The organism is Caulobacter sp. GW821-FHT09A05 (genome assembly GCF_059418465.1).
This window is the reverse complement of record NZ_JBWKPX010000041.1, coordinates 24,377-39,390: the sequence shown is the minus strand read 5'-3', so window position 1 is coordinate 39,390 and position 15,014 is coordinate 24,377. Positions and strand designations below refer to the sequence as shown.

Sequence of the window (15,014 nt, the reverse complement as noted above, 5' to 3'; positions counted from 1 at the left end):
CCACCATCGACTTGACCGACCCCAAACCTGTCAGTCATGTCCCCGAACAGGTGTCCGCCATGTCCCCGAACTGAACAACAAGGCCCGGGATGACGATGGTTATGGGAAGGGCGCCCCGCACGAACCCATCCCGCCCGCACCCGTCCCGCCTTGACAGTCGGGCCGCCGCCGCGAACTGTGATCACAATTCAGAGCGAGACCCCGCGTGACCGCCGCCAGTCCGATCGACGCCCTCGAGACCCTGGCCCTGCCCGGCCGGGCGGTGATCGACGGCGCGCTGGTCGAGGCGGCGTCGGGCATGACCTTCCACAACGTCTCGCCCCGCGACGGGGCGGTGCTGAACCAGGTCGCCGCCTGCCAGGCCGAGGACGTCGACCGCGCCGTCGCCTCGGCTAGAGCCGCCTTCGAGGACGGCCGCTGGCGCGACCAGGGCCCGCGCGCCAAGAAGGCGGTGCTGTTCCGGCTGGCCGAGCTGATGGAGCGCGACGCCGAACAGCTGGCCCTGCTGGAGAGCATCGACACCGGCAAGCCGATCCGCGACGCCCGCGCCGTCGACATCCCCCTGGCGATCGGCACCACCCGCTGGTACGCCGAGGCCCTGGACAAGATCTATGGCGAGGTCGGGGCCTCGCCCATCGACCGGCTGAGCTGGGCGGTGCACGAGCCGCTGGGCGTGATCGGGGCGATCGTGCCGTGGAACTTCCCGCTGCACATGGCCATGTGGAAAGTCGCCCCGGCCCTGGCCATGGGCAATTCCGTCGTCCTCAAGCCCGCCGAGCAGTCGCCGCTGACCGCCCTGAAGCTGGGCGAGCTGGCCCTCGAGGCCGGGCTCCCGCCAGGGGTGCTGAACGTGGTCCCCGGCCTGGGCGGCGTCGCTGGCGAAGCGTTGGCCCTGTCGATGGACGTCGACATGATCGCCTTCACCGGCTCGGGCCCGGTGGGCCGGCGGCTGATGGAATATTCCGCGCGGTCGAACCTCAAGCGGGTGTCGCTGGAACTGGGCGGCAAGTCGCCCCAGATCGTCTTCGCCGACTGCCCCGACCTGGACGCCGCCGCCTCGGCCGCCGCCTGGGGCGTGTTCTATAACCAGGGCGAGGTCTGCACCGCCGCTTCGCGCCTGCTGGTGCAGGACTCGATCAAGGACGCCTTCCTCGAGAAGGTGATCGCGGTCGCCCGGACCCTGGTCCCCGGCGACCCGCTGGACCCGGAGACCAACTTCGGGGCCATGGTCAGCGAGCGGCAGATGAACACCGCCCTGGACTATATCGCCACCGCCGACAGCCAGGGCGCGCGCCGCCTGCTGGGCGGGTCGCGGGCGCGCCAGGAGAGCGGCGGCTTCTATGTCGAGCCCACCATCTTCGACCGGCTGGAGCCCGACCACACCCTGGCCCGCGAGGAGGTGTTCGGCCCGGTCCTGGGCGTGCAGACCTTCAAGGACGCGGACGAGGCCATCCGCCTGGCCAACGACACCGTCTACGGCCTGGCCGCCGGCCTGTGGACGTCGGACATCAACCGCGCCCTGACCTGCGCCCGGCGGCTGAAGGCCGGGCTGGTCTGGATCAACGGCTGGGACGCCTGCGACATCACCATGCCGTTCGGGGGCTTCAAGCAGTCGGGCTTCGGCCGCGACCGCAGCCTTCATGCGTTGCACAAGTACGCCGACCTGAAGTCGGTGTCCGTGACGCTGAGGTGATGTTCATGACCCTGGAACTTGTCGAAACCGCCGCCTTCATCGACGGCCTGTGGATCGAGAGCGAGAGCACCTTCCAGGTGCTGAACCCGGCCGACGGGTCGGTGATCGCCGAGGTCGCCGACCTGGGGGCGTCGGAGACCAAGGTCGCCATCGAGGCCGCCCACCGCGCCTTCCCGGGCTGGGCCGCCCGCACCGCCAAGGCGCGCGGGGCCATCCTGCGCAAGTGGTCGGACCTGATGCTGGCCCATGCCGAGGCCCTGGCCCGGCTGATGACCGCCGAGCAGGGCAAGCCCTTGGCCGAGGCCCGGGGCGAGGTCGCCTACGGCGCGGCGTTCATCGACTGGTTCGCGGACGAGGCCAAGCGGGCCTATGGCCACGCCATCCCCAGCCCCTTGCCCGGGAAGCGCCTGGTGTCGATCAAGCAGCCGGTCGGGGTCTGCGCGGCGATCGCGCCATGGAACTTCCCGATCGCCATGATCACCCGCAAGGTCGGCCCGGCCCTGGCCAGCGGCTGCACCGTGGTGGTCAAGCCGGCGGCCGAGACCCCGCTGTGCGCCCTGGCCATCGCCCGCCTGGCGGTCGAGGCGGGCGTGCCGGCCGGCGTGCTGAACGTGGTCACCGGCAAGGACAGCGCCGGCATCGGCAAGGCCCTGTGCGACGACGCCCGCGTGCGCAAGCTGTCGTTCACCGGCTCGACCCCGGTGGGCAAGACGCTCTACGCCCAGTGCGCCGGCACCATGAAGAAGCTCAGCCTGGAGCTGGGCGGCAACGCGCCGTTCATCGTCTTCGACGACGCCGACCTGGAGGCGGCCGTCGACGGGGCGATCGCCAGCAAGTACCGCAACACCGGCCAGACCTGCGTCTGCGCCAACCGCCTGCTGGTGCAGTCGGGGATCCACGACGCCTTCGTCGCGCGGCTGACCGAAAAGGTCGCGGCCCTGAAGGTCGGGCCGGGGACCGGCGAGGGCGTGACCATCGGCCCGCTGATCAACGACAAGGCCATCGCCAAGGTCGAGAGCCTGGTGCGCGAGGCGGTCGAGCAGGGCGCGACGGCCACGGTCGGCGGCGCGCGCCACGACCTGGGCGGGCTGTTCTGGCAGCCCACCGTCCTGACCGGCGCCACGCCCGACATGCGGCTGTTCCAGGAGGAGATCTTCGGTCCCGTCGCGCCCGTCGTGAAGTTCGAGACCGAGCAGGACGCCATCGACCTGGCCAACGCCACCCCGTTCGGCCTGGCCTCCTATTTCTACAGCCGCGACGTCGGGCGCTGCTGGCGGGTGGCCGAGGCCATCGAGGCGGGCATGGTCGGCATCAACGAGGGCATCATCTCCACCGAGGTCGCGCCGTTCGGCGGGGTCAAGGATTCGGGCCTGGGCCGTGAGGGCTCCTCGGAGGGCTTGGACGAGTACCTGGAGACCAAGTACCTGTGCTTTGGCGGGGTTTCTGGATGAACACATCCCCCCTCCGCTTCTCCCAACGCTCGTCATTCCCGCCCTTGTGGCGGGAACCCCTGGTCCAGCCGACGGTGAAGCGCCTTGGCGCGGCGGCGCGCCACGCCTCCGCACCTGCGGCGGATAGAGAGGTTCCCGCCACAAGGGCGGGAATGACTGCCGAGAATTGGATGGGCGCCATGGGGAAGGGCCTCCCCTCATGACCCCCAACCCCGCCGCCGCCGCCCCCACCCTCGCCGGCCTGATCCAGGACGAGACCGACCGCTTCGTGGCCGAGCACCCGCGTTCGCTCGCCCTGTCGCGGCAGTCGGCGCAGGTGTGGCGGGGCGGGGCCCCGATGCACTGGATGGGCGACTGGGCCAGCCCGTGCCCGGTGTTCGCGGCCCAGGGCGTCGGGGCCCAGGTCACCGACGTGGACGGGCTGCTGTACGACGACTTCTGCCTGGCCGACACGCCGGCCATGTTCGGCCACGGCCAGGAGGCGGTGGCCCGGGCGATCGCCGACCAGGCCCGGCGCGGGGCCGGCTTCATGCTGCCGACCGCCAGCGCGGTGATCGTCGGCCGGCTGCTGGCCGAGCGCTTCGGCCTGCCGCTGTGGCAGGCGGCGACCACGGCCAGCGACGCCAACCGCGCCGCGATCCGCTGGGCGCGGGCGGTGACCGGCCGGCCGGTGATCCTGGTGTTCGACGGCTGCTACCACGGCATGGTCGACGACGCCTTCGTGGTGCTGCGCGACGGCTCGCCCGCCATGAAGCCCGGCCTGCTGGGCCAGGTCCACGACCTGACCGCCACCACCCGCGTCGTACCGTTCAACGACCCCGAGGCCCTGGCCGCCGCCCTGGCGCTGGGCGACGTCGCCGCCGTCCTGGCCGAGCCGGCCATGACCAACTGCGGGATGATCCTGCCGCAGCCGGGCTTCCTGGAGAGCCTGCGCGACCTGACCGGCCGGGCCGGGACCCTGCTGGTCATCGACGAGACCCACACGATCTCGACCGCCCCCGGCGGCTACGCCCGCGCCCATGGGCTGGAGCCCGACATGCTGGTGATCGGCAAGGCCATCGCCGGCGGCGTGCCGGCCGCGGTCTGGGGGGTGAGCGCCGAGCTCTCCGCACGGATGGACGCCGCCGCCGCCCGGGTCGGGCCCGGCCAGTCGGGGATCGGCACCACCCTGTCGGGCGCCGCCCTGGCCCTGGCCGCCATGCGGGCCATGCTGTCGGAGGTGATGACCGACGCGGCCTATGCGCGGATGCTGGCCGGGGCCGAGCGGCTGATGACGGGGCTGCGGGCGGTGATCGCCGCCCGGCGCCTGCCCTGGTCGGTGGTCCATGTCGGGGCGCGGGTCGAGCTGGTGTTCGCCCCTTCCCCCCCGAAAAACGCCGCCGTCATGCGCGAGGCGCTGGACGCCCAGCTGCTGCATGCGCTTCATCTGTGGCTGATCAACCGAGGGGTGCTGATCGCGCCCTTCCACACCATGATGCTGGTGTCGCCGGTGACGCCGGACGCGGCCGTGGACCGACTGGTCGCGGCGGTGGACGGGTTCGCGGCGGCGCTGGAGGGGGTAGCGGCATGAGCGTTTATTCTGAAACCCTCTCCATGGGAGAGGGCGCATGAGCAGGGTCGCCGATCCCCAGGAGTGCATCGACTTCCTCGCCGCCCATCCGCAGGTGAAATATGTCGACGTGTTCTTCACCAGCATGACCGGCGTGCCGCGCGGCAAGCGGCTGCGGGTGCATGAGCTGCAGGCGATCTACGACTACGGCCGCTTCCTGCCCGGCTCGATCCTGGTGGTCGACACCCAAGGGGCCGACTGCGAGGACACCGGCCTGGTCTGGGAGGACGGCGACGCCGACCGCCGGGCCCGGCCCGTGCCGGGGACCCTGACCCTGGCCCCGTGGCTGGGTCCGGACATGGCCCAGGTCATGCTGTCGCTGTACGAGCTGGACGGAACGCCCAACGACCTGGACCCGCGCCATGTGCTGGCCCGCGTGCTGGACCGCTTCGCCGCCGACGGCCTGACCCCGGTCGCGGCCTGCGAACTGGAATACTACCTGGTCGACCAGCATCGCGGCCCCGGCGGCGAGCTGCTGCCCGCCCGGTCGCTGCAGACCGGCGAGCGGCCGCAGGGCATCCAGGTCTACGGCCTGCCCGAGCTGGAGGCGATCTCGCCGCTCCTGCGCGAGCTGTGGGACACCTGCGACGTGCTGGGCGTGCCGCTGGAGGGGGCGATCTCGGAGTTCGCCCCGGGCCAGGTGGAGCTGACCCTCAAGCACAAGCCCGACGCCCTGGAGGCCGCCGACGACGCCCTGCGCTACAAGCGGGCCGCCAAGGGCGTGGCGCTGCGCCACGGCTGCGAGGCCACCTTCATGGCCAAGCCCTGGGCCGACCAGGCCGGCAACGGCTTCCACGTCCATGTCAGCTTCAACGACGCGGCGGGGAAGAACCTCTGCGCCGCCGAGGATCCGGAGGGCTCGGACCTGCTGCGCCACGCGATCGGCGGCATGAAGGCGCTGATGGCCGACTGCATGGCGATCCTGGCGCCGAACGCCAACAGCTATCGCCGCTTCAAGGCCAACAGCTACGCGCCCGTCGCTCCGACCTGGGGCGTCAACAACCGCACGGTGTCCTTGCGCGTGCCGGCCGGCCCGCCGCCGACCCGGCACGTGGAGCACCGCGTGGCCGGGGCCGACGCCAATCCGTACCTGGTGCTGGCGGCGCTGCTGGCCTGCGCCCACCACGGGATCACCCACCGGATCGATCCGGGCCCGGCGGTGGTCGGCGACGGCTACGCGGCCGCGGCCAAGGAGAAGGTCCGCCTGCCCACCGACTGGTGCGCTTCGGTCAACCTGTTCGAGGCGTCCGAGGTGCTGCGCGACTATCTGGGCGCGCGGTTCGTGGAGATGTTCGTCTCGGTCAAGCGCACCGAACAGGCGCGCTTCGCCGAGGTGGTCACGGCGCTGGATTATGACTGGTATCTGCGCAACGCCTGATGGCGGGGCGCTGGAAGTGGCGTTGGAGTGGAATGAGGACGTAGCCTGGCTTTTTCGTTGTCATCCCGGACGAGCGCGAAGCGCGAAGATCCGGGACCGACGCGTGAACGCAGGCGCTTCCGGCGGTCCCGGATCTGCGGCCCTTCGGGCCTTGTCCGGGATGACAGGTTTTTTGGGTCTGACAAATTCAAGGGGAGACACCATGAGCACCAACCGCATTCTCGGCACCCGCCGCTCGCTGCTGACCGCCATGGGCGCGGCGGCCATCGGCATCAGCTTCACCGCCTGCGGCCAGAAACCCCAGGGCGAAGCGGCCAAGTCGGCCGGCGGCGAGGAGCCCAAGCTGAACTTCTACAACTGGGACACCTATATCGGCGAGACGACCCTGGGCGACTTCAAGAAGGCCACCGGCGTCGACGTCAATATGAGCCTGTTCGCCACCAACGACGAGCTGTTCGCCAAGCTGAAGGCGGGCAACGCCGGCTATGACGTGATCGTGCCGTCCAACGAGTTCGTCACCCGCATGAGCCAGGCCGGCATGCTGGAGCCGCTGGACCACGCCAAGATCCCCAACATCAAGAACATCGACCCGGCCTTCCTCGACCCCGACTACGACAAGGGCCGCAAGTTCTCGATGCCCTACACCTGGCTGGTGCTGGGCATCGGCTATCGCAAGTCCAAGGTGCAGGGCGTGCCCGACAGCTGGAAGTACCTGTTCGACAGCGCCCAGTACAACGGCCGCATCGCCCTGCTGTCGGAAAGCGCCGACCTGGTGCGCCTGGCCGCCAAGTACCTGGGCCACAGCGTCAACGACATCCCGCCCGACATGGTCGCCAAGATCGAGCAGATGCTGATCCGCCAGAAGCCCTATGTGAAGGCGTTCCACGACGACAACGGCCAGGACATGCTGGTGGCCGGCGATGTCGACCTGGTGCTGGAGTACAACGGCGACATCGCCCAGGTGATGAAGGACGACCCGGACATCGACTTCGTGATCCCCAAGGAGGGGTCGCTGATCAATTCCGACACCCTGTGCATCCCCAAGGGCGCGCCGCGGCCGGACAACGCCCACAAGTTCATCAACTACCTGCTGGACGCCCAGGCCGGGGCCGAGATCTCCAAGACGATCCTCTACCCGACGCCGAACGCGGCGGCCAAGGCGCTGATGCCCGACGACTACAAGAACAACCCGGTGATCTTCCCGCCCGCGGCCATCATGTCCAAGTGCGAGTACGGGGCGTTCGAGGGGGCCGAGAAGGCCAGCCTGTACGAGGAAGTCATCACCAAGGTGCGGGCGGCCTAGAGGCGGGCGAATGACCAAGATCGTTGTCATCCCGGAAAGCGCGCAGCGCTTGTCCGGGACCCAGGACCGCCGCAAGGCGCGAGCCCAGTCCCCTGGGTCCCGGACAGCCCCTGCGGGGCTTCCGGGATGACAACCTCAAGGGCGGAATAGGGGGATCCCATGGAACAGTCCTGGAAACAGGCGAAAGCCGTCTTCGCCACGGCGCTCAGCGCGCCGCTGGTGTGGCTGGTGCTGTTCTTCCTGATCCCGCTGGCCATCGTCTGGGCCTACAGCTTCGGCCACAACGAGGGCCTGACCCAGATCGCCATCACCGGCACGTTCAAGAACTACGCCCGGGCGATCGAGCCGCTGTACCTGAAGATCTTCCTGAAGTCGGCCGGCGTGGCGGCCCTGACCACGGGCCTGTGCCTGGTGATCGGCTTCCCGGTCGCCCTGGCCATCACCTTCGCCTCGCAGAAGGCCAAGACCTGGCTCTTGCTGCTGATCATGCTGCCGTTCTGGACGAACCTGCTGATCCGCACCTACGCCCTGATCGCCGTGCTGCGCAACGAGGGCTACATCAACAAGGGGCTGGAGGCGGTCTGGACCCTGGCCGACAAGGTGCTGCCGCTGGCGCCGTTCCAGCCGCTGGAGATGATGCACACCAATTTCGCGGTGATCGTCGGCCTGGTCTATGTCCACCTGCCGTTCATGGTGCTGCCGCTGTATTCGGCGCTGGACCGGCTGGACAAGTCGCTGCTGGAGGCCAGCCTCGACCTGGGGGCGGGCCACATGCGCACCCTGTTCAAGGTGGTCGTGCCCCTGGCCCTGCCGGGCATCGCCTCGGGTGTGCTGATCACCTTCATCCCGGCGCTGGGCGCCTACCTGACCCCCGACCTGCTGGGCGGCCCCGACAGCCAGATGATCGCCAACGTCATCGAGCGCCAGTTCAAGCGCGCCAACGACTGGCCCTTCGGCGCGGCTCTGTCGTTCCTGCTGATGTACCTGACGTTTGTCGCGATCGCCGTGCAGGCGCTGGTGTCGAAGGGCAGGAAGGGGGCGCAAGCGTGAGCCCCTCTCCCAAACCCCTGCCGTTGTCATCCCGGCCGAAGCGAAGCGTAGAGCCGGGACCCAGGACAGCCGCACCGCATTCGCCCAGTCCCCTGGGTCCCGGACAGCCCCTGCGGGGCTTCCGGGATGACAACCTTTTGGGAGGTTTCTGATGCCGAGGAAATCCCCGCCCGGTCCCCTCGAATACCTCCGCCGCTGGCAGATGCAGGCCTGGCTGGCCGCCGTGGGGGTGTTCCTCTATGCGCCGCTGATCGCCCTGATGGCCTTCAGCTTCAACGACAGCCGGCGCAACATCGTCTGGAAGGGCTTCACCCTCAAATATTACGAAAAGGCCCTCAACAACGACGGGCTGATCGAGGCCTTCGCCAACTCCCTGACCATCGCGGCCCTGTGCACCGTGCTCAGCGTCGTCCTCGGGGCCATGGTCGCCCTGGTGCTGTGGCGGTTCCGCTTTCCGGGCAAGACGGCGCTGGACGGGGCCCTGGCCCTGCCGATCGTGGTGCCCGAGATCTGCATGGGCGTGGCCATGCTGGTGTTCTTCGCCAAGGTCCTGCCCTGGCCGGTGGGCCTGCCCTGGCCGCTGAACCTGGGGGCCATCACCATCGCCCACGTCTCGTTCTCGTTCCCGTTCGTGGCGGTGGTCGTCCGCGCCCGCATGGCCAGCTTCAACCGCGAGATGGAGGAGGCGGCCCGCGACCTGGGGGCCGGCGAGTGGCGGACGATCAAGGACGTGATCCTGCCGCACATGGCCCCCTCGCTGGTGGCCGGCGCCCTGCTGGCCTTCACGCTCAGCCTGGACGACTTCGTCATCACCTTCTTCACCGCCGGCCCGGACACCGTGACCTTCCCGGTCAAGGTCTATTCGATGGTCCGCTTCTCGGTGACGCCCGAGGTCAACGCCGCCTCGACCATCCTGATCGTGCTGACCGTGATCCTGACCGCCGTGGCGCTGAAGCTGCAGGGCGACCCGGCGGGCGTGGCCGGGCATGGGGAGAAGGCGTGATGGCGGCGCGGGAAACCCCCTCAGTCGGCTTCGCCGACAGCTCCCCCAGAGGGGAAGCATCCGCACGGCATAGCTCCTCCCCCTCTGGGGGAGGTGGCCCGAAGGGCCGGAGGGGGCCAGCGGCGGTGGAATTTTCGGGGGCGACGACGTGACCAACCAACCCATCATCACCTTCGAGAACGTCACCAAGCGCTTCGGCAAGATGGTGGCGGTCGACGACGTCTCGCTCAGCATCCAGGAGGGCGAGTTCTTCTCGCTGCTGGGGCCGTCGGGCTGCGGCAAGACCACCCTGCTGCGGATGCTGGCCGGGTTCGAGACCCCGACCGAGGGGCGGATCCTGATCGACGGACAGGACGTCTCGACCGTTCCGCCCAACAAGCGGCCGGTCAACATGGTGTTCCAGTCCTACGCCGTGTTCCCGCACATGAGCGTGGCCGACAACGTCGCCTACGGCCTGAAGGTCGACCGCGTGAGCAAGGCCGAGCGCGACCGGCGGGTGGAGGAGGCGCTGGACCTGGTCCAGCTGCACGGCCTGGCGGGGCGTAAGCCCGACCAGCTGTCCGGCGGCCAGCGCCAGCGCGTGGCCCTGGCCCGGGCCCTGGTCAAGCGCCCCCGGGTGCTGCTGCTGGACGAGCCGCTGTCGGCCCTGGACGCCAAGCTGCGCGACCAGATGCGCACCGAGCTGTGCACCCTGCAGGAGAAGGTCGGGATCACCTTCATCATGGTCACCCACGACCAGGACGAGGCCCTGGCCCTGGCCTCGCGCTGCGCGGTGATGAACCGCGGGGTGCTGCAGCAGGTGGCCGGGCCCAGCGACCTCTACGAGTTCCCCAACAGCCGCTTCGTGGCCGACTTCATCGGCAGCGTGAACCTGTTCGAGGGCGTGCTGGCCGTCGACGAGCCCAGCCACGCGGTGGTGAAGTCGCCGGACCTGGACTGCGACATCTTCCTGGACCACGGCGTGACCGGCGCGCGCGGCGGCACGGTCTGGGCGGCCCTGCGGCCCGAGAAGATCGAGCTGCACAAGCGTCCCGACGGCGCCGCCCCGCCCAACATGGGTGACTGCCCGCTGGGCCAGAACGCCGTGGCGGGGGTGATCCGGCACGAGGCCTATCTGGGCGGCCAGAGCGTCTACGAGGTGGAGATCCAGAGCGGCCGGCGCATCAAGGTCGTCCGCCAGAACCTGACCCGCTGGGACCAGGAGGACTTCAAGCTGGGCGAGGCGGTGTGGCTGGGCTGGCACGCCTGCTCCCCGGCGGTGTTGCTGTCGTGACCCCTTCCTTCCGCCCCTCCCACGGTTGTCATCCCGGAAGCCCCGCGGGGGCTGTCCGGGACCCAGGGGACTGGGCGAAGGCGGTGCGGCTGTCCTGGGTCCCGGACAAGCGCTGCGCGCTTTCCGGGATGACAACGATAGAGGAGGGCGACCGGTGAGACCCGTCGCCGGGATCATCTGCTGCACCCGCACCGTCGGGGTCGAGCCGGCCCAGGCGGTGATGAACCGCTATGTCGCCAGCGCCATGGCTTACGCCGACGCCGCGGCCCTGCTGGTGCCGTCGATGCCCGGGCTGATGCAGGCCTCCGAGGTCGCCGCGCGCCTGGATGGCCTGATGCTGACCGGCAGCCCCTCCAACCTCGATCCCGCCCTCTACGGCCAGGACGTCGCCGACGCTCCGGGGCCGTTCGACGCGGCGCGCGACGCCATGACCGCCGACCTGATCAAGGCCATGCTCGACCTGGGCCGGCCGGTGTTCGGAGTGTGCCGGGGCTTCCAGGAGATCAATGTCGCGTTCGGCGGCACGCTGCGGCGGGACATGGCCACGAGCGGCGCGCTGGTTCCCCACCACGCCCCCGACGAGGTCGATTTCAACGGCATGTTCGACCACGAGCACGCGGTCAGCCTGACCCCCGGCGGGGTGCTGGCCCGGGCCTTCAACACGGAGGCCGCGACCGTCAATTCCGTGCACTACCAGGGCGTCGACCAGCTGGGGGAAGGCCTGCTGGTCGAGGCCCGCGCGCCCGACGGCGTGGTCGAGGCGGTGTCGGCCAAGGTCAACGGCGCGCCGGTGCTGGCCGTCCAGTGGCACCCCGAATGGAAGACCGAGCGCAATCCGCAGAGTCAGGCGTTCTTCCAGGTGTTCGGAAGGGCGCTGCGGGGGCAACCCCTTGTTCCGCTCATCCCGGCGAACGCCGGGACCCAGATGGCGGGGCGCTGAGGTGGATCCCATGCGCGCCGCGCCCCTCCAACCCGCCCAAGCGCCATAGGATCTGGGTCCCGGCGTTCGCCGGGATGAGCGGATTTCAGAGAACAAGAAAAGACCAGGAGCACACCCCGATGACCGTCCCGATCCGCAACCACGACATCGCCGAGCTGAAGCGCCTGGACCTGGCCCACCACCTGCCGGCCCAGGCCGACCACAAGGTCATTCACGAGCTGGGCGGCAGCCGGATCATCACCCGGGCCGACGGCGTCTACATCCATGATGGCGAGGGCCACCAGATCCTCGACGGGATGGCGGGCCTGTGGTGCGTCAACGTCGGCTACGGCCGCGAGGAGCTGGCCAAGGCCGCCTACGACCAGATGCTGGAGCTGCCCTACTACAACACCTTCTTCAAGACCGCGACGCCGCCACCGGTGAAACTGGCGGCCAAGATCGCCGAGAAGATGGGAGGCCACCTGACCCACGTCTTCTACAATTCGTCGGGTTCCGAGGCCAACGACACGGTCTTCCGCCTGGCCCGCCACTACTGGAAGCTCAAGGGCCAGCCGGACCGCAAGGTGTTCATCAGCCGCTGGAACGCCTATCACGGCTCGACCGTGGCCGGGGTGTCGCTGGGCGGCATGAAGCTCATGCATGCGCAAGGCGACCTGCCGATCGCCGGCGTCGAGCACGTGATGCAGCCCTACCCCTTCGGCGACGGCTTCGGCGAGGACCCGGCCGTCTTCCGCGACCGCGCCGTCCAGGCCATCGAGGACAAGATCCTGGAAGTCGGCCCGCAGAACGTCGCGGCCTTCATCGGCGAGCCGGTCCAAGGGGCGGGCGGGGTGATCATCCCGCCGGACGGCTACTGGCCGGCCGTCGAGGCCCTGTGCCGCAAGTACGGGATCCTGCTGGTCTGCGACGAGGTGATCTGCGGCTTCGGGCGGCTGGGCCAGTGGTTCGGCCACCAGCACTACGGGATCAAGCCGGACATGATCGCCATGGCCAAGGGCCTGTCGTCCGGCTACCTGCCGATCAGCGCCGTCGGCGTGGCCGACCACATCGTCGCCGAGCTGCGCGACAAGGGCGGCGACTTCATCCACGGCTTCACCTATTCGGGCCACCCGACCTGCGCCGCTGTGGCCCTGAAGAACATCGAGATCCTCGAGCGCGAGGGCCTGGTCGAGCGCACCCGCGACGACACCGGCCCCTACCTGGCCAAGGCCCTGGCCAGCCTGAACGACCATCCGCTGGTCGGCGAGACCCGCTCGCTGGGCCTGATCGGCGCGGTCGAGATCGTCCGCGAGAAGGGGACCAACCACCGCTTCCTCGACAAGGAGGGCGAGGCCGGACCGATCGTCCGCGACCTGTGCATCCAGAACGGCCTGATGGTCCGCGCCATCCGCGACAGCATCGTCTGCTGCCCGCCGCTGATCATCACCCACCAGGAGATCGACGCGCTGGTGGGGATTATCCGCAGATCCCTGGACGAAGCGGAGCCGGTGCTGCGGGCGCTGAAGCCGGAGGCGGCGTGAGTCGGCCCACCCCTCTTCTGTCATCCCGGACAAGCGCGCAGCGCGCCGATCCGGGACCGACGCGTGAACTCAGCGCTTCCGGCGGTCCCGGATCTTCGCTTCGCTACGTCCGGGATGACAGGGAGGAGGAGCGCCAAGAGAAGGGCGTGGGCAACTGGTCCGGTGCGCCAAGGGTCATGAGCCATTCGCGGACAATGACATGGGGGACGACACGTCCCTCGGCCGCATCGGCGTCGGCCAGGCGTTCGTTTTCGTCGATGGGTTCGTCCTCGGCCATGCCCCAGGATGCCGGAAACACCTCCTGAGCCCACCCCCGTCGTCCTCGACGGTGAGATTGTCGCCAAAGCTGAAGAGACTAGACTTCGAAAAGCGCGAGGAGCGCCCCATGAAGTACAAAGAAAAGAAATCCAAGCCCGCCCCCAAGACCACCCGCGGGGTGGCCACGCTGGACGACGCCAAGGACTGGTTCGCCCGGCAGAACATCGAGGAGATCGAGTGCGTCGTGCCCGACCTGGCGGGCGTGGCGCGGGGCAAGATCATGCCGGTGCGCAAGTTCCTGGGCACGCCGTCGATGAACCTGCCGCTGGCGGTGTTCTACCAGACGATCACCGGCGACTTCCCCGAGTTCGAGGGGGCGGTCAACGCGGTGCAGTCCGACACCGACATCTTCCTGACCCCCGACCTGGCCACCCTGGCCGTGGTGCCCTGGGCCCAGGACCCGACCGCCCAGGTGATCCACGACGCCTTCCATCCCGACGGCCGGCCGGTCGAGGAAAGCCCGCGCCAGGTGCTGCGCCGGGTGGTGGCCCTCTATCGCGAGAAGGGCTGGGAGCCGGTGGTGGCCCCGGAGATCGAGTTCTACCTGGTCGACAAGAACACCGACCCCGACTATCCGCTGAAGCCGCCGATCGGCCGTTCGGGACGGCCCGAGACCGGCCGCCAGGGCTATTCCATCGCCGCGGTCAACGAGTTCGACGCCCTGTTCGAGGACATGTACGAGTACTCCGAACGCCAGGGCCTGGAGATCGACACCCTGATCCACGAGAGCGGCGTGGCCCAGATGGAGATCAATCTGCGCCACGGCAGTCCGCTGGAGCTGGCCGACCAGGTGTTCATGTTCAAGCGCACCATCCGCGAGGTGGCGCTGGAGCACGAGATCTACGCCACCTTCATGGCCAAGCCGATGGCGGCCGAGCCCGGCAGCGCCATGCACATCCACCAGTCGATCCTGGGGGCCGATGGCGAGAACCTGTTCTCGGACCCCAAGTCGGGCGACGCCACGCCGCTGTTCTACGCCTTCATCGCCGGCCAGCAGCGCTACCTGCCGGCGATCATGGCGATCCTGGCGCCCTATGTGAATTCCTACCGCCGGATCGCCCGGGACTCCGGGGCGCCGGTCAACACCCAGTGGGGCTACGACAACCGCACCTGCGGCCTGCGCGTGCCGCCGTCCGACCCGGCCAACCGGCGGCTGGAGAACCGCATCCCCTCGTCGGACGCCAACCCCTACCTGGCCATCGCCGCGACCCTGGCGGCCGGCTATCTGGGCATGACCCAGAACCTGTCGCCCACCGCCCCGGTCGACACCGACGCCAGCGTGCGCGGCATCGAGCTGCCCCGCAGCCTGCTGGAATCGGTGACGCTGTTCGAGGAGGCCAAGCCCCTGGTCGAGATCCTGGGCGCGACCTTCTGCAACGCCTACGCCACGGTGAAGCAGGCCGAGTACGAGACCTTCATGCGCACCATCAGCCCGTGGGAGCGGGAGTTCCTGCTGCTGAATGTTTAGGGGCGTCT

11 protein-coding genes are annotated in these 15,014 nt (G+C 69.3%); all 11 read left to right on the top strand.

Annotated features, from left to right (window positions below; translation table 11 throughout):
* Positions 1–205 precede the first annotated feature (205 nt).
* The 11 genes from AC07NX_RS24300 (at position 206) to AC07NX_RS24250 (ending at position 15,006) form a co-directional block, all read left to right on the top strand.
* Positions 206–1,693, top strand: a complete 1,488-nt coding sequence (locus AC07NX_RS24300; protein ID WP_494645428.1) for an aldehyde dehydrogenase — start codon at positions 206–208, stop codon at positions 1,691–1,693.
* Complete coding sequence (locus AC07NX_RS24295; protein ID WP_494645426.1) at positions 1,693–3,144, top strand: NAD-dependent succinate-semialdehyde dehydrogenase; 1,452 nt, start codon at positions 1,693–1,695, stop codon at positions 3,142–3,144. The genes AC07NX_RS24300 and AC07NX_RS24295 overlap by 1 nt, the downstream gene beginning before the upstream one ends.
* Before the next feature lie 199 nt (positions 3,145–3,343).
* Complete coding sequence (locus tag AC07NX_RS24290) at positions 3,344–4,714, top strand: aspartate aminotransferase family protein (protein WP_494645424.1); 1,371 nt, start codon at positions 3,344–3,346, stop codon at positions 4,712–4,714.
* Between the two features lie 37 nt (positions 4,715–4,751).
* Complete coding sequence (locus tag AC07NX_RS24285) at positions 4,752–6,131, top strand: glutamine synthetase family protein (RefSeq protein ID WP_494645422.1); 1,380 nt, start codon at positions 4,752–4,754, stop codon at positions 6,129–6,131.
* Positions 6,132–6,333: 202 nt separating this feature from the next.
* Entirely contained in the window at positions 6,334–7,434 is a 1,101-nt protein-coding gene (locus AC07NX_RS24280) for an ABC transporter substrate-binding protein (protein ID WP_494645420.1), read from the top strand.
* Between the two features lie 159 nt (positions 7,435–7,593).
* Positions 7,594–8,484: an ABC transporter permease gene (locus AC07NX_RS24275; RefSeq protein ID WP_494645418.1), complete on the top strand. Its 891-nt coding sequence runs from the start codon at positions 7,594–7,596 to the stop codon at positions 8,482–8,484.
* Between the two features lie 151 nt (positions 8,485–8,635).
* Positions 8,636–9,487, top strand: a complete 852-nt coding sequence (locus tag AC07NX_RS24270) for an ABC transporter permease (protein ID WP_494645417.1) — start codon at positions 8,636–8,638, stop codon at positions 9,485–9,487.
* A gap of 202 nt (positions 9,488–9,689) precedes the next feature.
* Positions 9,690–10,760, top strand: coding sequence for an ABC transporter ATP-binding protein (locus AC07NX_RS24265; RefSeq protein WP_494645433.1), 1,071 nt, complete (start codon positions 9,690–9,692; stop codon positions 10,758–10,760).
* Between the two features lie 154 nt (positions 10,761–10,914).
* Positions 10,915–11,700: a gamma-glutamyl-gamma-aminobutyrate hydrolase family protein gene (locus AC07NX_RS24260; protein WP_494645415.1), complete on the top strand. Its 786-nt coding sequence runs from the start codon at positions 10,915–10,917 to the stop codon at positions 11,698–11,700.
* A gap of 119 nt (positions 11,701–11,819) precedes the next feature.
* A complete protein-coding gene (locus AC07NX_RS24255; protein ID WP_494645413.1) occupies positions 11,820–13,220 on the top strand; it encodes an aspartate aminotransferase family protein in 1,401 nt (466 codons plus the stop codon).
* A gap of 385 nt (positions 13,221–13,605) precedes the next feature.
* On the top strand, positions 13,606–15,006 hold the full coding sequence (locus AC07NX_RS24250) for a glutamine synthetase family protein (protein ID WP_494645411.1): 1,401 nt from the start codon (positions 13,606–13,608) through the stop codon (positions 15,004–15,006).
* The last annotated feature ends 8 nt before the right edge of the window (positions 15,007–15,014 follow it).

Coding starts and splice junctions, on each gene's coding strand:
- AC07NX_RS24255 (WP_494645413.1), top strand. CDS start 11,820: ATGACCGTCCCGATCCGCAACCACGACATCGCCGAGCTGAAGCGCCTG.
- AC07NX_RS24295 (WP_494645426.1), top strand. CDS start 1,693: ATGTTCATGACCCTGGAACTTGTCGAAACCGCCGCCTTCATCGACGGC.
- AC07NX_RS24275 (WP_494645418.1), top strand. CDS start 7,594: ATGGAACAGTCCTGGAAACAGGCGAAAGCCGTCTTCGCCACGGCGCTC.
- AC07NX_RS24280 (WP_494645420.1), top strand. CDS start 6,334: ATGAGCACCAACCGCATTCTCGGCACCCGCCGCTCGCTGCTGACCGCC.
- AC07NX_RS24285 (WP_494645422.1), top strand. CDS start 4,752: ATGAGCAGGGTCGCCGATCCCCAGGAGTGCATCGACTTCCTCGCCGCC.
- AC07NX_RS24250 (WP_494645411.1), top strand. CDS start 13,606: ATGAAGTACAAAGAAAAGAAATCCAAGCCCGCCCCCAAGACCACCCGC.
- AC07NX_RS24290 (WP_494645424.1), top strand. CDS start 3,344: ATGACCCCCAACCCCGCCGCCGCCGCCCCCACCCTCGCCGGCCTGATC.
- AC07NX_RS24270 (WP_494645417.1), top strand. CDS start 8,636: ATGCCGAGGAAATCCCCGCCCGGTCCCCTCGAATACCTCCGCCGCTGG.
- AC07NX_RS24265 (WP_494645433.1), top strand. CDS start 9,690: ATGGTGGCGGTCGACGACGTCTCGCTCAGCATCCAGGAGGGCGAGTTC.